The sequence below is a fragment of the Streptomyces sp. NBC_00209 genome, assembly GCF_045206345.1.
Classification (GTDB): Bacteria; Actinomycetota; Actinomycetes; order Streptomycetales; family Streptomycetaceae; genus Streptomyces.
In genome coordinates this window covers 3,368,621-3,387,108 of sequence record NZ_CP108121.1, presented here as the reverse complement: position 1 = coordinate 3,387,108, position 18,488 = coordinate 3,368,621, and the positions used below count along the sequence as shown (strand labels likewise).

The following is an 18,488-nucleotide window of genomic DNA, read 5'->3' as shown; positions in this document are numbered from 1 at the left end:
TCGGTTACGCCTCGATCCTGTTTGCGGATCGGAGTCTGGCGAAACTCCGGGCCAGGAGCCTTGACACATGCATCTGAGAGACTCCCAGTTCGGCACTGATCTGGGACTGCGTCAGGTTGCTGTAGTACCGCAGCAGCAGGATCCGCTGCTCCCGCTCGGGCAGTTGTACGAGGAGGTGCCGGACCAGGTCCCGGTGCTCGACGCCCGCGAGGGCCGGGTCCTCGTAGCCGAGCCGGTCGAGGAGGCCGGGGAGCCCGTCGCCCTCCTGGGCGGCCTCCAGCGAGGTCGCGTGGTAGGAGCGGCCGGCCTCGATGCAGGCCAGCACCTCGTCCTCGGAGATCTTCAGCCGCTCGGCGATCTCCGCGGTGGTGGGCGAGCGGCCGTGCGCGGTCGTCAGGTCCTCGGTGGCGCCGGTGACCTGCACCCAGAGCTCGTGCAGCCGGCGGGGGACGTGGACGGTGCGCACGTTGTCCCGGAAGTACCGCTTGATCTCGCCGACCACGGTCGGCATCGCGAACGTCGGGAACTGGACGCCGCGTTCGGGGTCGAAGCGGTCGATCGCGTTGATCAGCCCGATGGTGCCGACCTGGACGACGTCCTCCATCGGCTCGTTCCGGCTGCGGAACCGCGCGGCGGCGTACCGCACGAGCGGGAGGTTGGCCTCGATCAGCGCGGTGCGTACCCGGTCGTGCTCCGCGGTGCCCGGCTCCAGGTGCTTGAGCTGCCCGAAGAGCACCTGGGTGAGCGCCCTGGTGTCGGCGGTCCGGGACCGGGCGGGGGCGGCCGTCTCGTCGGGGGTCTCGTGGACCGTCGTCTGCACCTGGCCCGGCGGCTGGGCGGGCGGCCCGGCGGGCGGGGCGGCCGGTGCCGCCTGGTGGACCTGGGGAGGCACTTGAGGCGCTGTACTGGCCGGCACGATGACGCCACCCCTTCGCGGTCGACAACTACGGCTTGCGGTCAACTTCGGTCAATCCGTCCGTCAAAAGCGGTCATAGCATCACAAGACATGACCACTATGTGCAAGCACCCCATAGCGCCGTGTTGACCTTGTCCGGGTTTAAAACGTGTGCCGGGCGTCCATCGGGCCCTGGGACAAAGAAAAGCCCCTCACCGTCGCGGTGAGGGGCTCGCAGGGCCGAAGGCGTCAGAACGGGTAGTCGGCGATCACCCAGGTGGCGAATGCACGCCACTGACCGGCGGCCGCCTGATGGTCCGGGTGCTCGATGTAACGCTTCAGCGCGGCCTCGTCCGCGACCGCCGAGTTGATGGCGAAGTCGTACGCGATCGGCCGGTCGGTGATGTTCCAGGCGCACTCCCAGAACTCCAGCTCCGGGATGGTCCCCTCCAGCGCCCGGAACGCCTCCGCACCCGCGACGGCCCTCGGGTCGTCCCGCTCGACGCCGTCGTTCAGCTTGAACAGGACCAGATGGCGGATCACGCGGTACCCCTAGTTGATGAGCTCGGACATGAAGTCGCCGACGCTCTGAGCGGCGTCCGCGATGCCCTCGAACCCTACTTGCACCAGGTCCGCGGCCCGGGCGGGGGAGTTGATGATCGTGTAGAGCACGAAGACGACAATCACGTAGAGAGCTATCTTCTTCGCTTGCACCATCAGCCCCTGACTCCCCTTCGAACCCCTGCGGTCTCGATCCCCTGTGCGGGTCGGGCGAGTCTATCCACACGCGTGCTCGGATCCACCGGCCGTTTCCGTCAGGTGCCGTGTGCGCGGCCCCGAGGGTCAAGGACCAACGTCCCGCGCATCGGGGCCCTTGGTCCGCCCGCGAGGGGGTCCCGGCGAGGCAGGATGGAGGGTGAGCCCCTCGGACTCCGGGGGGCCGGGAACGGGACCCCTGCCGGGGACCCATGCCGTGGCCTCCCCCGACCGCGGCAAGGAGCGGCAGGCCCCGTGACCGGGGGAAGCGGCACATCCCCCCGATGCCGCTTCCCCCTCCTCCCGCTTCTTTCCGCGCCGCGCGCTCAAAGAGCCGTCTGCCGCGCGAGTCCCTCCCCCCTGCGGCCGCGGTCGGCGTCGAGCGACCGCCAGATCGAGGCGTAGTCGTCCATCAGTTCGACCAACAGGGCGAGGCTGTGCTCGGGCAGCGCCTCGGCCAGCCGGTGCCGGTCCCGGGTCACGGTCGTGCACATGACGAGCATGCGAAGGACCTCGCGCCCGGCCTCGCTGAACCGTAGGGACGGATCCCTGCACAGCCGGTCCAGAATCTGCGCCAGTTCCGCGGGAGACTTGTGCCGCTGCTCCTCGGGCATCGTGGACCGGACCGCCGAAAGATGACTCCGGCCGGCCCCCGGCGGTCCGGTCCGGTCTCTGTCCGGCACCGGGTCGACCCCGCGGCGCAGCCGGTCGCGTACGTCCGCGGCGGTCGCCGAGGAGATACCGGCCGCCGCCGCGACACGGCGCAGCGGCGCGTCAGGGTCGGCCCGCAGGAGTTCACCGGCGAGCCGTCGGCCCTCGGCGCAGTTCAGCGGCCGGGTACGCCCGTCGCGCCCCACCCGGGGGCGCCGGATCTCCGACTCCTCCGCGTCCCTGCGCCGCAACCGGGAGACCGTGCCCGCCGACAGTCCCGAGATGGCCGCGACCGCGCGGTCGGACCACTGGGGGTGGGTGAGCAGGATGCGCCGGGCGGCCGAGGTGCGGTCGGCAGCGGGCAGGGGGAGACCTTCCTCGGTGTTCACATGGACCGCGAAGACGAACGCCTCGTCCTCGGTCCCGTCGAAGAAGCGAGCGCGAACGGAGCGCTGACCGCGCAGCCGTGCCGCCCGCACGCGGTGGACACCGTCGACGACGCGCAGGCCCGGCCGCAGCACGACGATGGGGGGCAGCGGCGACTCCGCGTCGGCCAGCCTGCGCGCGTGCCGGGCGTTCTCCCCCGTACCGCGCGGGTAATCGGGCCATGTCAGCGAGTCGATGCGCACCAGGCGTACCGGGGCGGCGTGGAGTGCGGCCGTCGTGCGCGCGAGCAGGGCGTTGGGGGACGCGTCGTCCGCCGTGGTCTCCCGCGGCGCGGCGTGACTCATGTTTCTCCTTCGTGACCGGCGGGGAACACGCCCTAGCGGGACGGGGACGTGCCCTTCGGCCGCCGGAGCACCACGCGCATGTCCCGGCACCGGAAGTTGCGGTACTTGGGTCCGAACCGGTGGTTCAGCACCAGTTCCGGGTCCTGGCCGAGCAGCCCGGTGAAGGCCGGGTGGCGGTACGGCCCGTCCGGGTACTGCGAGGGGTAGTCCACGACGTGCTGGCCCTCCAGCGAGACCAGCGTCAGGTCCGCCTCGCGGAAGGCTTCCAGGTAGTCCTCGTAGAAGCGGCGGTTGATCCAGTCGTCGTGGTGGACGCTGTTGACGATCTTCCGCACCAGGCCGGGGGCGAAGTACTCCTCCAGCATCTGCGTCATCTCCTCCGGTTCGAGGAGGAGATGCGTCCAGTGCGGTATCGGGTTGTCCCGCCAGAAGATCAGGTCCCGGCCCTCCCACGAGATGTTCTCCATGTGGTGGCCGTCGGGCCCCGACCAGATGGGCCCGAAGTGCGCGTACACGTAGCCGCCCGGGACCAGGGCGTCGTGGATGGCGGCCATGGACTTCTTGAGGTCGCTCAGGTGCTCGAACGCGTTGCACGAGAAGACCAGGTCGAAGGCGCCGCGCTCCAGGCCGGCATCCTCGACGGGCCTGCCGATGATCTCCGGTCCGTCGCCCTGCGAGTCCTGGGCGAGCGGGTCGACCGACACCCAGCGCCGGTGGTCGGGGAGCCCGGCGACGGCCGTGGCCATGCTGCCGCCCACTTCCAGGACGGCCGCGCCGCGGACGTCGAACTGCCCCAGGAAGTCGCGCAGGACGGTCTGCTCGGTCTCGGCCACGGCGGTCTGCTCCCGCCGCCGCTCCGCCCGCGGACCGTCCCACCACTGCTGTGAGAGATCCTGCGCGCTCTTCTCCGGAAGGGTGTTCGCCACTTTTCGCTCCAATGACATCTGACGGGTAGGGGCCGGGCGTTACCTGCTAGAGCTTCCGGACCGCGGCCGTGAAGCGCTCCAGCAGTTCGTCGGTTCGCCCGGCCAGCCGGTAGCTGATGTTGAAGTCGTCCTCCACGTCGCAGAAGACGCCTTGCCGCAGAAGGGCCTTCTGCAGCAGCTCCCGCACGTCGCCGGCGTCGGTCCGGTCCAGTTCGAAGCTGGGGCCCCAGCCGACCGGGCTCAGCGGGATGCCGTGCTCGGTGAACAGCTCGCGCAGCCCGGCGGTGACGCGGTCGCCGGCCTCGGCCACGGTCCGGGGGACGTCCCAGCGACGGACGAGGTCGAGTGTGGTCAGGGCGGCGGCCATCGCCGTCTGCTCGTGCTGATAGGTGTTCCAGATGTGCGCGCGGTGGTGCGCCAGGGCCATCTCGCCCCGGCAGACGACCGACGAGATCGGGAAGCCGTTCGCCATGCCCTTCGACACCGTGACGGCGTCCGGAGTGAGGCCGGCGAGGGCCGTGTAGCCGCCGCTGCCCGCCCGGATGCCCGTCTTGACCTCGTCGAGCACGAAGGCACATCCGTGCTCGTGTGCGATGCGGTTCAGTTCCCGGTAGTGCTCCGGCGTGTGCCGGTTCGGCAGCGGGGTGACGACGACCGCGCCGATCTCGTCGGCCCTGCGCCGAAGTACCTCCCGCAGTTCGTCGGGCCCGCCGTCCATCTCGGTGGCGTACGAGGGGAACAGCCGGTAGTCCGGTACGGCCTCCAGATGCCAGTCGTGCCATCCGTGGTAGCCGGAGGTGAGGACTCCCTGCCTTCCGGTGGCGTGCTGGGCGAGGCGCACGGCCGCGGTCACGGCGCAGGAGCCCGTCTTGAAGAAGAGGGCCCTGGTGCCCCAGGGGAACCAGTCCAGGAGCGTCTTCGCCAGGTCGAGACGCCTGGGGCTGGCGCTGGTGTAGAAGAGGTTGCCGGAAGCCGCAGCGTCCGCGACTGCTTCCACGACGGCGGGCTCGGCGTGGCCGAGCAGGACGGCGCCGAAGGCGCTCGTGATGTCGAGGTAGTCGTGGTCGTCCAGGTCCGTGATCACCGCCCCGCTGCCCCGGGTCATCACACAGGGATACTGCCCCTCGAGGTCGGTGCGGTGCGACGTGGTGAGGGTGTGTGCCTCCTGGATGTGCCGGATCGAACGCGGCCAACGTGCCGCGTCGTCCTCGGAGTAGCCCGTCGTGTTCACAGTGGTCGTCACAGTGCTCGGCCCCCAGCCTCGCGTTCAGTGGTACAGGGCACAACGTTGATCGGTTCGGGCCGGCGCCGAGCCGGGGGTCCGCAGGACCGTTGTCCGGCCGAACCCCGGCGGGCAGGTCGTACGGTCACGGGGTGGGCGGAAGATCCTTGATCTGGTTGACCAGCGTCCACATGCCGGGGATCTCGTCCATGGGGCGCCGGTAGTCCGTCAGGCCGCCCGTCTCGTTGAGGCAGCGCAGGTCACGGGCCTCGGCGCTCGGTTCGCTCCATCCCTGGAACGCCTCCGGATCGGCGGCCGCCATCTCCTCCAGCGCGTGGCCCGCCACCTCCAGAGCCCATGCCACGTCGTCGAGCGTGTGCGCGGCCGTGACGATCTGCCGGTCGAACCGGTGGAAGAGCACGCCTCGGCACATGCAGGCCCAGTAGAAGGACTGGGCGACGTCCTCGTCCTCGAAGACGATGTGGAAGTCGCTGCCGATGCGGAAGGCGTCGGCCCGGACTCCGGCGGTCCGGAAAACAGAACCGAGGCCCTCCATGAGCGCGGTGCCGACCTTGTCCAGCGTCGCGGGCACGTTGTCCCGGACAAACACGTCGAGGGTCGCCACAGAGGCTGCCAGGGGCAGGATCTCGCTGTTGAAGGTGCCCCACATGTGGGTCTTGTCGCGCTGTTCGATCAGGTCGGCCCTGCCCACGACGGCGCTGACCGCGTGCCCGTTGGCGAGGCCCTTGCTGAGCGTGGTCATGTCCGGCGTGATGCCGGAGGTCTTCTGGAACCCGCCCATGCCGTAGCGGAATCCGGTCACGACCTCGTCGAATATGAGGATCACGCCCTTGCGGGTGGTGATCTCCTGCATCTCCGCGTAGTACTCGGTGGGGTAGAAGTTGAGATCCGGCGTGATGATGACGCAGGCGACGTCGTCGGCATGCCGGTCCAGCAGGAATTCGAGGAAGTTGAGGTTGTAGGCGAAATCGATGTGTGTCGGGTCCTCCATGCGGAACTGCGGGAACATCTGCAGGTGCCAGTCGTGCCACCCGTGGTACCCGCTGGTGAGGACGGTCCGGCGGCCGGTTGCCAGGCGCGCGAGACGGATGGCCGCGGTCGTCGCCTCAGAGCCCGTACGGAAGAACAGCGCTCGCTCGCACGACGGAAACATGTCCGTCAGCCGTTCGGCCACCTGGAACAGATACGGGGAGGTCGTCGTGGGGAACATGGCCCCCACCTCGGTCAGCGCGGCGGTGGCCGCGGCGGTCACCTCGGGGTGACGGTGCCCGAGGAGCACGGCACCGGTGGAGGCGGTCAGGTCGAGGTAGCGGTTGCCCTCCAGGTCGGTGACGTGGCCGCCCTCGCCGCTCGCGACGACGAAGGGGAACGTCCCGTCGAGGTCGGGGCGGGTGGACGAGACGACCTTGCGGGAGCGCTTCATCAAGCTCTCGGACATGGGCCAGTTGGACGGCACGGTGATTCGCCTCTCAGATGGTCGACACGGCAGAAGTGACTGAGGGAATGTCAGCGACGAGCGACGAAAGACGGTGCAGCTGTTCCGCGAGGTCGGGCCGCAGGTCGAATTCGGGGTCGTCGATCTCGAGGCAGGAGAATCCGGACGCGATGGTGGCGACGGACATCTGGCGGCCGAGATCGCCGCGCTCGCCGGGAGTCAGGTCCACGACGGATCCGTAGCCCTGGATGACGGCGTGGGCCGCCGACGCGTTCCATTCGGTCCGGACTCCGTCGTCGGGGCCCGTGGCGAAACCGGCCGTCATCGCCGTCGCGTGGGCGAGGTCGAAGACCCGGTTGCCCCAGCGGGCGTCGTCGAAGTCGATGAGCGCGAGCGAGCCGTCGCCCGTGCGGATGGCGTTCGCCGGAGCCGTGTCGCCGTGCAGATAGGACTCCACGAGGCCGGTGCCCGGCGTCATCCCGCAGAGGTCGTTCACCGTGCGGCGCAGCTCGTCGAAGGGTACGTGGGCCGGTGAGCCGTCGGCGATCCGCGGCCGGCAGTGGCGGTCGATGTACGCCGCCAGGCCCGCGGGGTCATCGGGTGTCCACCGGCTTCGTGAACGGGGCAGATCACGGTCCCCCGGGGGCATGCCGGCCACGCTCAGGTGAAAGAACCCCAGGGCCCGGCCGAACTCCTCGGCCTCGTCGGCGGTCGATGCCTTGCCGTCGACCCAGCCCTGCACCTCGAAGTACCTGCCGTCGGCCCTGACACCCGTGGCTCCCGACGGTGTCCTGAGCAGAGGGGAGACGGGGCCGCCCGCTTCTCGCGCCCAGCTGTGCACCGCGAGGTGGAGCGGCCAGTCGTCCGGCGAGAGGTAGTGAGGCTTCTCCTTCAGGAGGAAGTGGAAGCCGGAGGCCGCCACGCAGTGCAGGCGCAGGGTCTCTCCCCACAGGCCGAGATCGGAGAGGACCTGGACCCCGGATAATCCGTAGAGGTCCGCGACGACTTCGACCGCCCGCTGATTCTCCGGAGGGTGCTCCGCCCGGTGTGCCGTACGTGCCGAGTCGTTCAATTCTGGCCCCCGTTTCTTTCCGTGCATTACACACGAAGAAATGACCGATCGAACCGGAGTTTGTTCTTCCGATTGCGCCATTCCCATGGGTAAATTGGAAGCTCTTCCAGCCTAATCGGTTTGAGAAACTAGCCCGGGATGATCTTGCCTGTCAACACCTTGCCCGCGGGGCGGAAAATGCCTTATTCGGGCAAAAGGGCTATAGCATGGCATTGTGTGCGGTTGCCGTACTGTGCTGGGATAAATAGTGCCAAGTGCTACGGATGTACTCCATAAAAACTTCTTGACCGGGCTCGGGCCGGGGCTTATGGTGCCTGAAACCGGCGCGTTTCGGTTCCTCGTTTTCTGTTTTCGGAAAGCGAAGGGCTTGTATTTGCACTCGCAGAATGCGAGTTTCTGTTCCGGCGGCATTGGTGCCGCCGACCGGCGACTGAGCGCTCGTTGTGGCACTGGGGGCAGCGTGCTTTTACCTTGGGATGAAGACGTCTCCCGTCGTATGGCCCTGCCCGGTGTTCTCCCATGCCCGGGCACCTCTCCCCTTCCGAACCCTTTCGGGTTCTCATCCTTTTCGTGCTCCAGGTCCCGCCCTTCCGGCCGTGCCTCCCGGACGCCGGCCGGCCGGACCGTAGCGGAACCGAGCGCGGAACGCGCCGGGCTCCGGTGCGGCAGACCTGGCATGCGCCCCGCCGGGCGGTCTCCCGCGGCCACGCGTCACGCGTAGCGCCCAGCGGTTGAGAACAAGGCGCACCCGCCCAGCGGCCCTTGACCGGCTTTCAGGACGGACCCTCACGTACACGTGCGATTGAGGGCGACATCAGCCCAACGAAGAAGAGGAATGCGATGGAACGACTGGCGATAAGCGGCGGCCGACCCGTCCGGGCACAGGGCGACTGGCCTGCCTGGCCCCAGTTCGACGACAGCACCAGGGCGTCCCTGCTCAGCGCCCTTGAGTCGTCGCGGTGGACCGTGAGCTGGCCCAGCAGACTCGGCGGCCAGGCTCTGGAGCGTACGTTCGCCGAGCAGTTCGCGGACTACCACGGGGTGCCGCACTGCGTCGCCGTCGATCACGGGTCCAGCGCCCTGCTCGTGGCCCTCGAAGCGCTGGACGTGGGCGCGGGCGACGAGGTCGTCGTACCCGCGGCGACCTGGGTCGCGACCGCCAGCGCGGTGCTGCGCGCCGGAGCCCTGCCGGTCATCGCCGACGTGGACCCCGAGACCGGGTGCCTCACCCCGGAAACGGTGCGGGCCGCGCTCTCCGCGCGCACCAAGGCGGTCGTCGTCGTACACCTCGCCTGCACGGTCGCCGACATCGACGGCCTGCTGAGCCTGACCGACGCGCACGGCATACCGCTGGTCGAGGACTGCGCACAGGCCCATGGGGCCCTGTGGCGTGGGCGTCCCGTCGGTACCTTCGGCGCACTGGGCACCTTCAGCTTCCAGCAGGGCAAGGTACTCAGCGGCGGCGAGGGCGGCGCGGTGATCACCTCGGACGAGCGCCTGTACCGGCGTGTGCAGGAGTTGCGCGCCGACTCCCGTTCCTACGCGCCCGTGGATGTGCCGCCGGGAGAGATGGAGATCGTCCAGTCCGGCACCGTCATCGGCGCCAATTACTGCCTCTCGGACTTCCACGCGGCCGTCCTCATCGACCAGTTGCCCCGGCTCGACGCCCAGCACGAGTGGCGAGAGGCCATGGCCGAGCGGCTGATCGGCAAACTCGGCGCGCTGGGGGACGACTTCACCGGCATACCGGTGCCCACCGCGTGCGACCGCCGGTCCATCTACAAGTTCGGCATCCGCTTCCGGCCGGACACCTTCGGCCCCGCCTCCGTCACCCGGGTGGCGCAAGCGCTGTCGGCGGAACTCGGCCGTGCCGTCTACCCGGCGGACGACCCGCTGTACCGCAATGTGCTCTTCCGCCCGGAGACGAAGGCCCGCTTCGCCCGGATCTGGGACGAGGAGGGGCGTCGGCAGGCGATCGAGCGGCCGTACCCCGGAGCCGAGGCATACCAGGCGGGCACCCTGCTCTTCCACCACTCGGCGCTGCTCGTCGACGAAGGGGCGGTGGACGACCTCGCCGAGGCGTTCGCCAAGGTCCAACGACTCGCCGACCAGCTGGAAGCCGTCCGTGTCTGAGCAGAACGTCCAGGACCGGGCCGGCCGGCCCTCCGCACCACCGCGCCCCGGGGAGGCCGCCGGCACCACGGCCTCCCCCGGCACGGACGGTGACGGGCCGTCGGCCCCCGGAGTCCTGCGGATCACGCCCTACTACTACTTCGCCGACCGCGAGCTGACCCGCCGTGAGCTGCAGTACGAGCCCATCGGCGGGATGCAGGTCCAGATCACCCAGACGACCGAGGACGTGGACGCGCTCGGTGTCCCGCAGACCGTCCTGCTGCCGCGCCGCCCGGGGCAGCCCAAGCGTCCGACGCTCGGCCAGTACGCACAGGCCCGGCTGCTGAGGCTCCCCGTGGCCCCGATTCGCACCCGTGCGAAGGGCTACATGGGGCTGCTGATCTCCTGGGGCCTCGCCGTCGTCACCTGGTGCCTCGCTCAGCGGTGCCGCGGGCGCCACCGGACCTGGGGGGTCATCCACGTCCACTGCAGCGAGCTTCCGTGGACGTTCATGGTGGCCGTGGCAGCGGGCTGGATCATGCGGCGGCCGGTGATCCTGACCGTCCACTGCAGCGCGATCGTCACGTTCCATCCGGATACCGTCGCGGGACGGCTGTTCCTCGGTCCCCTGGCCCGGTTCGCCGAGCGGATCGCGCTGCGCAGGGCATCCACCGTCGTGGTGCTCACCGATCGCATCCGGAAGGAGTACGAGGCGCGCGGCCTGGTCGCCGCCGAGCGCATTCGCGTGGTGCCGGACGGGGTCCGGCTGGACCGGTTCGCCCCGGGGCCCGCCGCGACGGACGAGCCCGCCGGCGCTCCGGGCGAGTACCCGGTCGTCGCCTACTGCGGGCGGTTCGCCCCGGAGAAGGGGTGGTACGACTTCGTCGCCGCCGCCGACGAACTGGTCAACCGGCGTGGCTTCACCGGGTTGTTCGTGATGTGCGGTGACGGCAACGAACTCCCGCACTGCCGAACCGAACTGGAACGCCGAGGACTGACCGGCCGTGTCCGCCTCTCGGGGCACCTCGGCCGCCCCGAGATCGCGGCGCTCATCGGATCGGTGCAGGTGGTCGTCATCCCGTCCCGGCACGAGGAGCTCGGTGGCACGGTCCTGGAGGCGCTCGCGTCCGGTCGTGCCGTCGTCGCCACCAGGGTGGGCGGTCTGCCGGAGGTGGTCCGCGACGGCGAGACGGGCCTCCTGGTCGCGGCACGAGCACCCGAGGAGATCGCCGACGCGGTACTGCGACTGGTGGGCGATCCGGAAGGGGCTGCCCGGTTCGGCGCCGCGGGCCGGGAGTACGTGCTCGGCCGGTTCGACGCGATGGTCGTGGCGCGGCGGCTCAGCGAGCTCTACACGGAGATCGCCCGGCCGGCCGGGGCGACCGTGCGCGGCGGGGAGTCGTGATGACGGTTGCGGCCGTGGACGCTCGCTGCGCCCTGTTCGTCTCGCCGCACTGGGACGACGCCGTGATGTCCGCGGGGGGACTGCTCGCGGTTCGCGCCGGAGCGGCCTGCGAGGATGCCCTGCTCACGGTGTTCGCCCAGGTACCGGTTCCGCCATTCTCCGGGTTCAGCCGCGGCTTCCACACCGCCTGCGGACTCGGGGACGACATCGGCGAACGTCGGGCGGCCGAGGACCGCTCCGCCGCGGCGGTGCTCGGCGTCCGCCTGCTCCAGGGCGACGTTCTCGACGCCATCTACCGGCGCGGACCGTCGGGCGGCTGGCTCTACGACGGGGAGGGCCGGACGTTCGAACCGAGAGCCGCCGACGACGACGTGTTCCCCCGAGTCCGCGGGGTGGTGGCGGCCGCGGTGCGCGAGCGGACGCCGGACCTGATGCTGGCGCCTTTCGGGATCGGCGGCCACGTCGACCACCTCCTCGTCCGTGCGGCCGTCGTGTCCGTCGGCCGTGAGCAGGACATTCCCGTCCTGCTGTGGGAGGACCAGCCCTACGCCCTGCGCCACCGAGTGCCCGGCGCGCCCGGCGGCGTCGACGTGGCGATCGGCGAGGAGGCATGGGCCCGGAAGATCGAGGCGACGGCGGCCTACGCCTCCCAGCTCCGCATGCTCTTCGAGCCCGGCGAGGACTGGGCGGCCGAGTTCGACCGCCACGCCCGACGGCTGGGCGGGACGGAGGAGCACGTCGAGAGGTACTGGCCTGCCGACCCCGACACGCTGCCCCGATGACCCGTCAGCTGATGAAAGGTAGGTCGCCCCATGGCACCTCATGTCCATGATGTGTGTGTCATCGGCAGCGGTGCGTCCGGAGCCGTGGTGGCCGGACGTCTCGCGGCCGCCGGCTCGGACGTCGTCGTCGTCGAACAGGGCCATCACGCCGAGCCGGGGACCTTCCTGCACGAGCTGATCCCTGGATTCGAGAGCGCGCGGGCAAGAACTCCGGACGGTACGTGGGTCGAGCACGGCTATCCGTGGTCGGCGTGTGTGCTGGGCGGCGGAACCAGGTTCTACGCGGGCATCTCCATGCGGTTCCGGCCCGTGGACCTGCGCGCCGACGTGCATGTCGCCCCGGACGCTCTGCCGGCCCGGTGGCCCCTCGAGTACACGGACCTGCTGCCTCACTACGATCAGGTGGAGCGCTGGATCGGCGTCGCACGGTCCAGCGAGGACCCCGCCCTGCCGACGCTGCCGCCGGGACCACAGCCCCCGCACCCGCCGGGCCCCCGGGGACGGCTGATCGAGGCGGCCTCCCGGCGCCTCGGGCTGCGCCCGATCCCGACACCGGTCGCCGCCAACAGCGTTCCGTATGCCGGGGCCCCGGCCTGCGAAAGCCTGACGCCGTGTACGGACTTCGCGTGCCCGATCGGCGCCAAGGGCGACGTCTACCAGCGCATCCTCGCGCCTCACCTGTCCCGCTCGAACCTCACCCTGCGTACGGGATGCAAGGCGGTCCGGCTCATCGAATCCGGACCGGGCCGGGTCACGGCTGTGGAGTGCCTGGACGTCGCCTCCGGCAGCCGTCGCACCATCCACGCCCGCACGTTCGTTGTCGCCGCCAACGCCGTACAGACCGCCGCGCTGCTGCTGCGCTCCCGGAGCCCGTACTCACCGGAGGGCCTGGGCAACACCGAGGACATGGTGGGACGGGGCCTGTGCTTCAAGGTCGGACAGACCGTCTCCGGCCGGCTGGAATCCGCCCCCGCCGACCGGGGGCACACGAGGGCGGAGCGCTATTCCAGTGTCGCGCTCACCGACTTCTACCTGGACCCGAAGTGTCCGACCGGCCTCGGTGGGCTGCTTCTGGAGGCCAACCACAGCGACCCGCAGCGCGCGGCCGACGACCGCGTGCTGCGGCTGGAGTGCCTGCTGGCGGACCAGCCCATGCGGACGAACAGAGTGACCCTGGACTGGTCGGAGCTCGACGCCCACGGGCTGCCCCGCCTCGTCATGGACTACCGCCCCCACCAGGCGGACCTGGAGCGGCTGGCCTATCTACGGGCCAGGGCGATGGAGATCCTGGAGGAGGCCGGGGCCACGGGGATCGAGGCCGAGCCGCTGGACTTCACGCTCGGCAGCGCCCATCTGCACGGCACTTGTCGGATGGGTACGGACCCGGCGGTTTCGGTGTGCGACCCGCACGGCGCCCTGCACGGAGTCGAGAACGTCCATGTGGCGGACGGCGCGGTGATGCCCTTCCCCAGCGGCATCAATCCGACCCTGACCATTCAGGCACTGGCGCACCGTCTGGCCGACCGGCTGCTCGCGCTCCGGGCTCAGGATGGGCCCGGCGCCGCGTCGCGTCTGCCGGACGCCTCGCCCAGCGCGTCGTAGAGGTCCCGCCGGCTGATCCCGAACGGGCGCAGCACCGTGCTCAGTGTCCGGGCCGTGACCCCCTGGTCCACCAGCAGCGGAAGCAGCGGGCGCAGGTCCACGTTCCAGGCGCCGCGCGCCGGGGGCGCGAGGACGAACACGGCCTCCTCCTCGCCCCCTTGCGCGCTCTCGAAGGCCGAGATCGCCTCGGGCAGACCCAGCCACCTGGCCCCGTGCCCGAGATCCGCGCGCCCGTCCGGCACTGCGATCCGGCGGTCCTCGAAGGAGCCCGCCAGTACCTCCGCGAGCACGCCGAGATCGGCTGCGGGCGCCCTGAACACCACGGGGACCGGCGCCGTACGCAGCAGCTCGGCGTGCGGCGGGGCGGCAAGCCCCCGGCGGCCGGCCCGGCCGAGGTGGACCGCCGGCGCGAGGGGCAGGCCCGCCGCGAGCAGCGCCGGTACGGTCCCGGTCGCGTCGGCCGGCACCGCGAACCGGGTGCCGTGCCCGGCCGCCTCGGCCAGCCAGGCGCCTGCCGTCTGCGAGACGTCCTCCAGCGGGCCGGAGAAGGAAGCGGCGATCACACCGCCGTCCGCCAGGGCCGTACGCGCCTCGTCGGGGATGCGCCCCGCGTCCAGGTCGACCGTGGCGTCCGCCGTACGCCACAGCAGCCCCGGACGCCCCTGCGGCTCCGGCAGGTTCCGGCGGTGCACGAGCACGAGCGGTTGGCGCGGTCCCGTCTCGGTGAGGGTCAGGGTCACCTCGTTCGCCGGGTCGCCCAGTGCGGTGACGAAGTCCGGGTCGAGCGCGCTCGCCACCAGCGTGCTGCGAAAAGCGAAGGTGTCCGGCGAGGCGTGGTCGCTGCGCCGGAGTACCAGCCGGTCGGCCACCTCGTGGTGCGGGTTGACCACGGCGGTGCCGGTCGCGACGTGCGGTCCTGCCGAGAGGCGTACGGCGACCGGGCCGCGCAGAAGGGCGATCCCCTGTTCGTCGAAGGTGGCGCCCACTCCGACGACGCAGGTGGCCCGGGCCGTGATGTCCTCCTCGCCGGTGATCTCCAAGGTCTTGGCGTGGGTCGCGCGGACGTTCTCGTGGCCCCTGGCGTGGATCTTCATTGCCTTCTCCAGGCCCTAGGCCCTGTCGTCGAATTCCCGTCTGCCGGGCGACGCCATGCACGCACTCTCGGCCTAGGCGTTTGGTCCCGATCGGTCATGGTAGTCCGCCGTCCCGTGCGCGGAGCCCGACGACAGCGGCCCAGTAGACTTCCCGGCATGTTCGAACACCTCCGGCACAAGCCGGGCACCTCTCTGCTCCGTAATCGCGAGCTCGTCATCGCGTGCTCGGCGTTTCGCAGCCGCGTGAATCTGTCGAGCGTGGTGCGTACGGCGGGGTGCTGCGGAGTCGAGCGGATCATCGCCTGCGGCAATGTGAAACTCGACCCGAAGATCGCGCGGGACGGTGCCGAGAACGTCGAGATCGAAATGCGCCGGAGCCTTCCGCCGGTGCTGAAGAAAATGCGCGAGGAGGGCTACACCGTCATCGCGCTCGAACAGGCCACGAATTCCAAGAGCCTGCACGAGATCAGCTTCCCCCGTAAGTCGGTCATCGTCCTCGGGAACGAGCGGACCGGTCTGAAGGAGGACGAGCTCGCGTGCGTCGACGAATGCGTGGAGATCCCGGTCTGGGGTTCCCCGCACAGCTACAACGTCGCCACCGCGGGCGCCATGGCCATGTACGAGTACTGCAGACAGTTCCCGACGGGCTGATATCCGCCCGGCCTACTCCCCGGGCTCGGCGGTGACCGCCGTCAGCGTGGCGATGACCTCGGTGCTGTCCGAGTCCAGCCTGCGCGCCCACGACGACGAGACGGCTGCGGCGTCCTGGGCCCCGGTGAGCTGGAAATCGGTGATCTTCCATCCGTGGGCGAGGGCCTTTTCGGTGAGGACCCCATCGACGTACGGGTGGGTCAGTTCCGGAAGTCCCTGGATGTCCCGGGGCACCGGCTCCCGCCAGATACTGGTGCCGACCGTCGCGATGAGGGGCGCATTCGGCTTGGCGACCGCCCGCAGCCCGCGCCAGATGTCCTCGTCACCGCGCACGAGACCGTGGAGCAGTTTCCCCCACGGCATCAGGACCAGCAATTCATCGGCGGCCCCCAGCAACTCCTGCGGGGCGTTCTCGATCGCCGCGTTCACGAGCAGCAGATTCGGTACGCCGCCCTTGGCGGGCTTGCGGCGGCTGCGGATACTCGTCTGCGTCATCCGCTGCCAGGCCGGGTCCACGCCCACGACCAGCCAGTCCGGATTCTCCTTGGCGATGCGATAGGAAGCCCTGGCATCGCCCGTTCCGACGTCGACGACGATCCGGGAGCTCTGCTCGACCAGATGCTCGAATTCCCCGTCGGCGGCCTTCTCGAGCTTCTTGCCTCGTACGATCTGCATCACGGCCAGTGCTTTCTTCCGATGGCTCCGCGGGCGCGCCGGCGTCGAGCCGTTCGTCTCGTACGGGCCTGGGTACGGTGGCCGGCCCATGCGATGTCCACGGTGCATGGTCTCTCATCCTCGCGCGCTTTGACCAACCGGCTCCGCCCGGCACGCACGGCGTGTGTCCGACCGCGCACGGCGAACAGTTGAACAGGGCCGACCGTCCGGCACTCTGGCCGGACGGCTTACCTCCGTGTCGCTGAGCGGCACCTGTTGTCCACACCGTTTGCGAGGGCTGTAGAAGATGTACGACAAGGCGCGCACGTACGCGCGCGAAACCCTTTCTGCGACCCCCTTCCGCCGATGAGGATCGGCATCATCGGCGCCGGGCGCATGGGTGCGTGGCACGCCCGGACCCTCGCCGCTCTCGACGGCGGCCACACCCTGCTGATCCATGACGCGCAGCGGGAGGTGGCGGAACGCCTTGCCAAGGCCGTGGACGGCTCGGCACGTTCCTCCGTGGAGGGAGTGCTGGAAGCGGTCGACGCCGTGGTCCTGACCACGCCTGCGGCGGTGCGCGACGCCGCCTTCCCCCGAGCCGTCGAAGCGGGTCTCCCCGTCTTCTGCGAGAAGCCGCTCGCCCACACGGCCCGGGCGGCGCGTGAGCTGGCCCAGGTGGCGGCCGCCGCCGGCAATTCCCGGGTGCAGGTCGGCTTCCAGCGACGGTGCGACCCCGAATACGTCGCCGTCCGGGAGCGGATCGTCCGGGGCGACCTGGGCCGGCTGCTGATGATCCGCTGCACGGCCTTCGACCACGAACCGCCCCCGTCGGGTTACGAGAACTCCTCGGGCGACATCTTCGCCGACTGCCTGATCCACGACATCGACGCGGTGCACTGGCTCACGGGGCAGCGGACGGTCGCCGTCCAGGCCGACGAGGCGCGTGTGGGCGAGGACGCGCCGGGCAGCGGCGTCGCCGTTGCCACCGCGATCCTCACCCTGGCCGACGGCACCCGCGCCGTGCTCACCGCCTCGCGGCTGAACCCCCACGGCTACGACCACCGTGCCGAACTTCTCGGCACCCTCGACTCGCTGGCGATCGGCCTCGGAGAGCGGACCCCGCTGCGCTCACCGCTCACGTCGGCGTCCGGCACGGCCGACCGTCCCGCCTACACCGACTTCACCGACCGGTTCGCGCGGGCGTACGAAGAAGAGATGAGGGCCTTCCTCCGCATGGCCGGGGGGCAGGAGCCCAGCGTCTGCACGCCCGAGGAAGCGGTACTGGCCCAGGAGGTGGCCGACGCGGCTGCCGCTTCGGCCGACACCGGCGCGCTGGTGGCCCTGCCGGGCCCGCCCGCCGCTGCGATGGCCGGGGCCCTCGCGCACGGAGGTGCCTGACCGGATGACCTCTCCCACGCGAACGACGGGCGGAGCACGTCCGCACTCCTCCGCCGGCTGGGAGCCCCGCAGGGGGGCCGCGGTCATCTTCGACATCGACGGTACGATCCTGCGCCCCGGATGCCGGTTGCAACGGGCCCACATGGGGGCCATGGCCGCGGCCGCCGCCGAGGTGACGGGGGTTCCCTCGGCATTCCGCTACCGGGGCGGTGACCTGTTCGTCGGGGAGCACAGCCTCTCCGGCTACACCGACGCGGGCACGATCGAACTGCTCCTGCGCATCGCGGGAGTGCCGCGCGAGCACCGGCCTGAACAGCTGGTCCGGATTACCGAGACCATGTGCCGCCGGCTGGCTGAGGATGTCGGCGGCCTCGACTGCCGCGGAGACCTGCTGTACGGCGTGGCCCGGCTGGCGGCCGAGTTGCGGAGCGCCGGGGTGCCGGTCGGACTGTCGACGGGCAACGCCCGTGCCGTGGCGGCCTGCAAGATGGGTGCTGTGGGGCTGCCCGGTCTGGAGGCTCGTGGTGCCTTCGGTGACCACCACCAGGCCCGTGAGGACATCGTGCGCGATGCCGTGGCCGGACTGCGGAAGGAAGCCGCAGAGGACGGCCGGCCGCTCGAACCGCACGACATCGTGCTGGTCGGCGACACTCCCAGCGACGTCCGGGCGGCACGCGCCGCCGGCATCCGCTGCCTGGCCGTCGCCACGGGCGCGGCGACGGAGCAGCTCCTGCGCGAAGCCGGTCCCGATGCTCTGGCGGAGTCGCTCGCCGAGGTCTCCGCGGCGGATCTCATGAATCCCGCCGCCCGGCACTGACGTACGTCCACGCCCCTCGTGGGCCCCTCCGCCGGTCGGGGGCCCCCGAGGGGCGTACGGGCACACGCAAAACCGCCCCCGATCCGTTCACACGGTTCGGGGGCGGTTCTCGCTGGCGGTAGCGGAGGGATTTGAACCCTCGGTGAGTTTCCCCACACTCGCTTTCGAGGCGAGCTCCTTCGGCCGCTCGGACACGCTACCGAGAGAGAGCTTAGACCATGTTGGCCGTTCGCCGAAATCCGTTACGGGACCACGCCCCGC

General features: G+C 70.5%; 17 protein-coding genes and 1 tRNA gene. 7 read left to right on the top strand and 11 right to left on the bottom strand.

The window, feature by feature from the left end; translation table 11 throughout:
- Positions 1 to 4 precede the first annotated feature (4 nt).
- The 8 genes from OG867_RS15255 to OG867_RS15220 form a co-directional block, all read right to left on the bottom strand.
- Positions 5 to 916 (bottom strand): RNA polymerase sigma factor SigF, encoded by a 912-nt coding sequence (locus OG867_RS15255; protein WP_406285837.1) that lies wholly within the window; start codon positions 914 to 916, stop codon positions 5 to 7.
- A 228-nt stretch (positions 917 to 1,144) separates the two neighbouring features.
- Complete coding sequence (locus OG867_RS15250) at positions 1,145 to 1,438, bottom strand: Dabb family protein (protein ID WP_406285834.1); 294 nt, start codon at positions 1,436 to 1,438, stop codon at positions 1,145 to 1,147.
- A gap of 9 nt (positions 1,439 to 1,447) precedes the next feature.
- On the bottom strand, positions 1,448 to 1,612 hold the full coding sequence (locus OG867_RS15245; protein WP_328901260.1) for a hypothetical protein: 165 nt from the start codon (positions 1,610 to 1,612) through the stop codon (positions 1,448 to 1,450).
- Positions 1,613 to 1,977: 365 nt separating this feature from the next.
- Positions 1,978 to 3,033 (bottom strand): hypothetical protein, encoded by a 1,056-nt coding sequence (locus OG867_RS15240; protein WP_406285832.1) that lies wholly within the window; start codon positions 3,031 to 3,033, stop codon positions 1,978 to 1,980.
- A gap of 32 nt (positions 3,034 to 3,065) precedes the next feature.
- Positions 3,066 to 3,959, bottom strand: coding sequence for a class I SAM-dependent methyltransferase (locus tag OG867_RS15235; RefSeq protein ID WP_406285829.1), 894 nt, complete (start codon positions 3,957 to 3,959; stop codon positions 3,066 to 3,068).
- A gap of 46 nt (positions 3,960 to 4,005) precedes the next feature.
- The gene (locus OG867_RS15230; protein WP_328901263.1) at positions 4,006 to 5,202 is read right to left on the bottom strand and encodes an aminotransferase class III-fold pyridoxal phosphate-dependent enzyme; all 1,197 of its coding nucleotides are present in this window, start codon (positions 5,200 to 5,202) and stop codon (positions 4,006 to 4,008) included.
- A gap of 124 nt (positions 5,203 to 5,326) precedes the next feature.
- Entirely contained in the window at positions 5,327 to 6,640 is a 1,314-nt protein-coding gene (locus OG867_RS15225; protein WP_406285826.1) for an aminotransferase class III-fold pyridoxal phosphate-dependent enzyme, read from the bottom strand.
- Between the two features lie 31 nt (positions 6,641 to 6,671).
- On the bottom strand, positions 6,672 to 7,709 hold the full coding sequence (locus OG867_RS15220) for a phosphotransferase enzyme family protein (protein ID WP_406285824.1): 1,038 nt from the start codon (positions 7,707 to 7,709) through the stop codon (positions 6,672 to 6,674).
- An 840-nt stretch (positions 7,710 to 8,549) separates the two neighbouring features.
- Between OG867_RS15220 and OG867_RS15215 the strand changes: the two genes are divergently transcribed.
- From OG867_RS15215 to OG867_RS15200, 4 genes are read left to right on the top strand one after another with little or no spacing between them, the layout of a single operon-like run.
- The gene (locus tag OG867_RS15215; protein ID WP_328901266.1) at positions 8,550 to 9,842 is read left to right on the top strand and encodes a DegT/DnrJ/EryC1/StrS family aminotransferase; all 1,293 of its coding nucleotides are present in this window, start codon (positions 8,550 to 8,552) and stop codon (positions 9,840 to 9,842) included.
- Entirely contained in the window at positions 9,835 to 11,226 is a 1,392-nt protein-coding gene (locus OG867_RS15210; RefSeq protein WP_406285821.1) for a glycosyltransferase family 4 protein, read from the top strand. Before OG867_RS15215 ends, OG867_RS15210 begins: the two co-directional genes overlap by 8 nt.
- The gene (locus tag OG867_RS15205; protein ID WP_406285819.1) at positions 11,226 to 12,008 is read left to right on the top strand and encodes a PIG-L deacetylase family protein; all 783 of its coding nucleotides are present in this window, start codon (positions 11,226 to 11,228) and stop codon (positions 12,006 to 12,008) included. The genes OG867_RS15210 and OG867_RS15205 overlap by 1 nt, the downstream gene beginning before the upstream one ends.
- A 30-nt stretch (positions 12,009 to 12,038) precedes the next feature.
- The gene (locus tag OG867_RS15200) at positions 12,039 to 13,610 is read left to right on the top strand and encodes a GMC family oxidoreductase (RefSeq protein ID WP_328901269.1); all 1,572 of its coding nucleotides are present in this window, start codon (positions 12,039 to 12,041) and stop codon (positions 13,608 to 13,610) included.
- Here OG867_RS15200 and OG867_RS15195 read toward each other — a convergent pair.
- Positions 13,553 to 14,704, bottom strand: a complete 1,152-nt coding sequence (locus OG867_RS15195; protein ID WP_406285817.1) for a DUF371 domain-containing protein — start codon at positions 14,702 to 14,704, stop codon at positions 13,553 to 13,555. The two genes, OG867_RS15200 and OG867_RS15195, sit on opposite strands and share 58 nt — an antisense overlap.
- Before the next feature lie 156 nt (positions 14,705 to 14,860).
- Here OG867_RS15195 and OG867_RS15190 point away from each other — a divergent pair, with 156 nt between their 5' ends.
- A complete protein-coding gene (locus OG867_RS15190; RefSeq protein WP_328901271.1) occupies positions 14,861 to 15,355 on the top strand; it encodes an RNA methyltransferase in 495 nt (164 codons plus the stop codon).
- A 12-nt stretch (positions 15,356 to 15,367) separates the two neighbouring features.
- Here the strand turns inward: OG867_RS15190 and OG867_RS15185 are convergent, their stop codons facing one another.
- Complete coding sequence (locus OG867_RS15185) at positions 15,368 to 16,030, bottom strand: class I SAM-dependent methyltransferase (protein WP_328901272.1); 663 nt, start codon at positions 16,028 to 16,030, stop codon at positions 15,368 to 15,370.
- A 255-nt stretch (positions 16,031 to 16,285) separates the two neighbouring features.
- Here OG867_RS15185 and OG867_RS15180 point away from each other — a divergent pair, with 255 nt between their 5' ends.
- Both OG867_RS15180 and OG867_RS15175 read left to right on the top strand, forming a co-directional pair.
- Entirely contained in the window at positions 16,286 to 17,410 is a 1,125-nt protein-coding gene (locus OG867_RS15180; protein ID WP_328901273.1) for a Gfo/Idh/MocA family oxidoreductase, read from the top strand.
- 4 nt (positions 17,411 to 17,414) lie between these two features.
- Positions 17,415 to 18,227 (top strand): HAD family hydrolase, encoded by an 813-nt coding sequence (locus tag OG867_RS15175; RefSeq protein WP_406285813.1) that lies wholly within the window; start codon positions 17,415 to 17,417, stop codon positions 18,225 to 18,227.
- Positions 18,228 to 18,340: 113 nt separating this feature from the next.
- Here OG867_RS15175 and OG867_RS15170 read toward each other — a convergent pair.
- A tRNA-Ser gene (locus OG867_RS15170) sits at positions 18,341 to 18,428 on the bottom strand.
- Positions 18,429 to 18,488 lie beyond the last annotated feature (60 nt).

Coding starts and splice junctions, on each gene's coding strand:
- OG867_RS15240 (WP_406285832.1), bottom strand. CDS start 3,033: ATGAGTCACGCCGCGCCGCGGGAGACCACGGCGGACGACGCGTCCCCC.
- OG867_RS15225 (WP_406285826.1), bottom strand. CDS start 6,640: ATGTCCGAGAGCTTGATGAAGCGCTCCCGCAAGGTCGTCTCGTCCACC.
- OG867_RS15200 (WP_328901269.1), top strand. CDS start 12,039: ATGGCACCTCATGTCCATGATGTGTGTGTCATCGGCAGCGGTGCGTCC.
- OG867_RS15215 (WP_328901266.1), top strand. CDS start 8,550: ATGGAACGACTGGCGATAAGCGGCGGCCGACCCGTCCGGGCACAGGGC.
- OG867_RS15205 (WP_406285819.1), top strand. CDS start 11,226: ATGACGGTTGCGGCCGTGGACGCTCGCTGCGCCCTGTTCGTCTCGCCG.
- OG867_RS15245 (WP_328901260.1), bottom strand. CDS start 1,612: ATGGTGCAAGCGAAGAAGATAGCTCTCTACGTGATTGTCGTCTTCGTG.
- OG867_RS15175 (WP_406285813.1), top strand. CDS start 17,415: ATGACCTCTCCCACGCGAACGACGGGCGGAGCACGTCCGCACTCCTCC.
- OG867_RS15195 (WP_406285817.1), bottom strand. CDS start 14,704: ATGAAGATCCACGCCAGGGGCCACGAGAACGTCCGCGCGACCCACGCC.
- OG867_RS15185 (WP_328901272.1), bottom strand. CDS start 16,030: ATGCAGATCGTACGAGGCAAGAAGCTCGAGAAGGCCGCCGACGGGGAA.
- OG867_RS15190 (WP_328901271.1), top strand. CDS start 14,861: ATGTTCGAACACCTCCGGCACAAGCCGGGCACCTCTCTGCTCCGTAAT.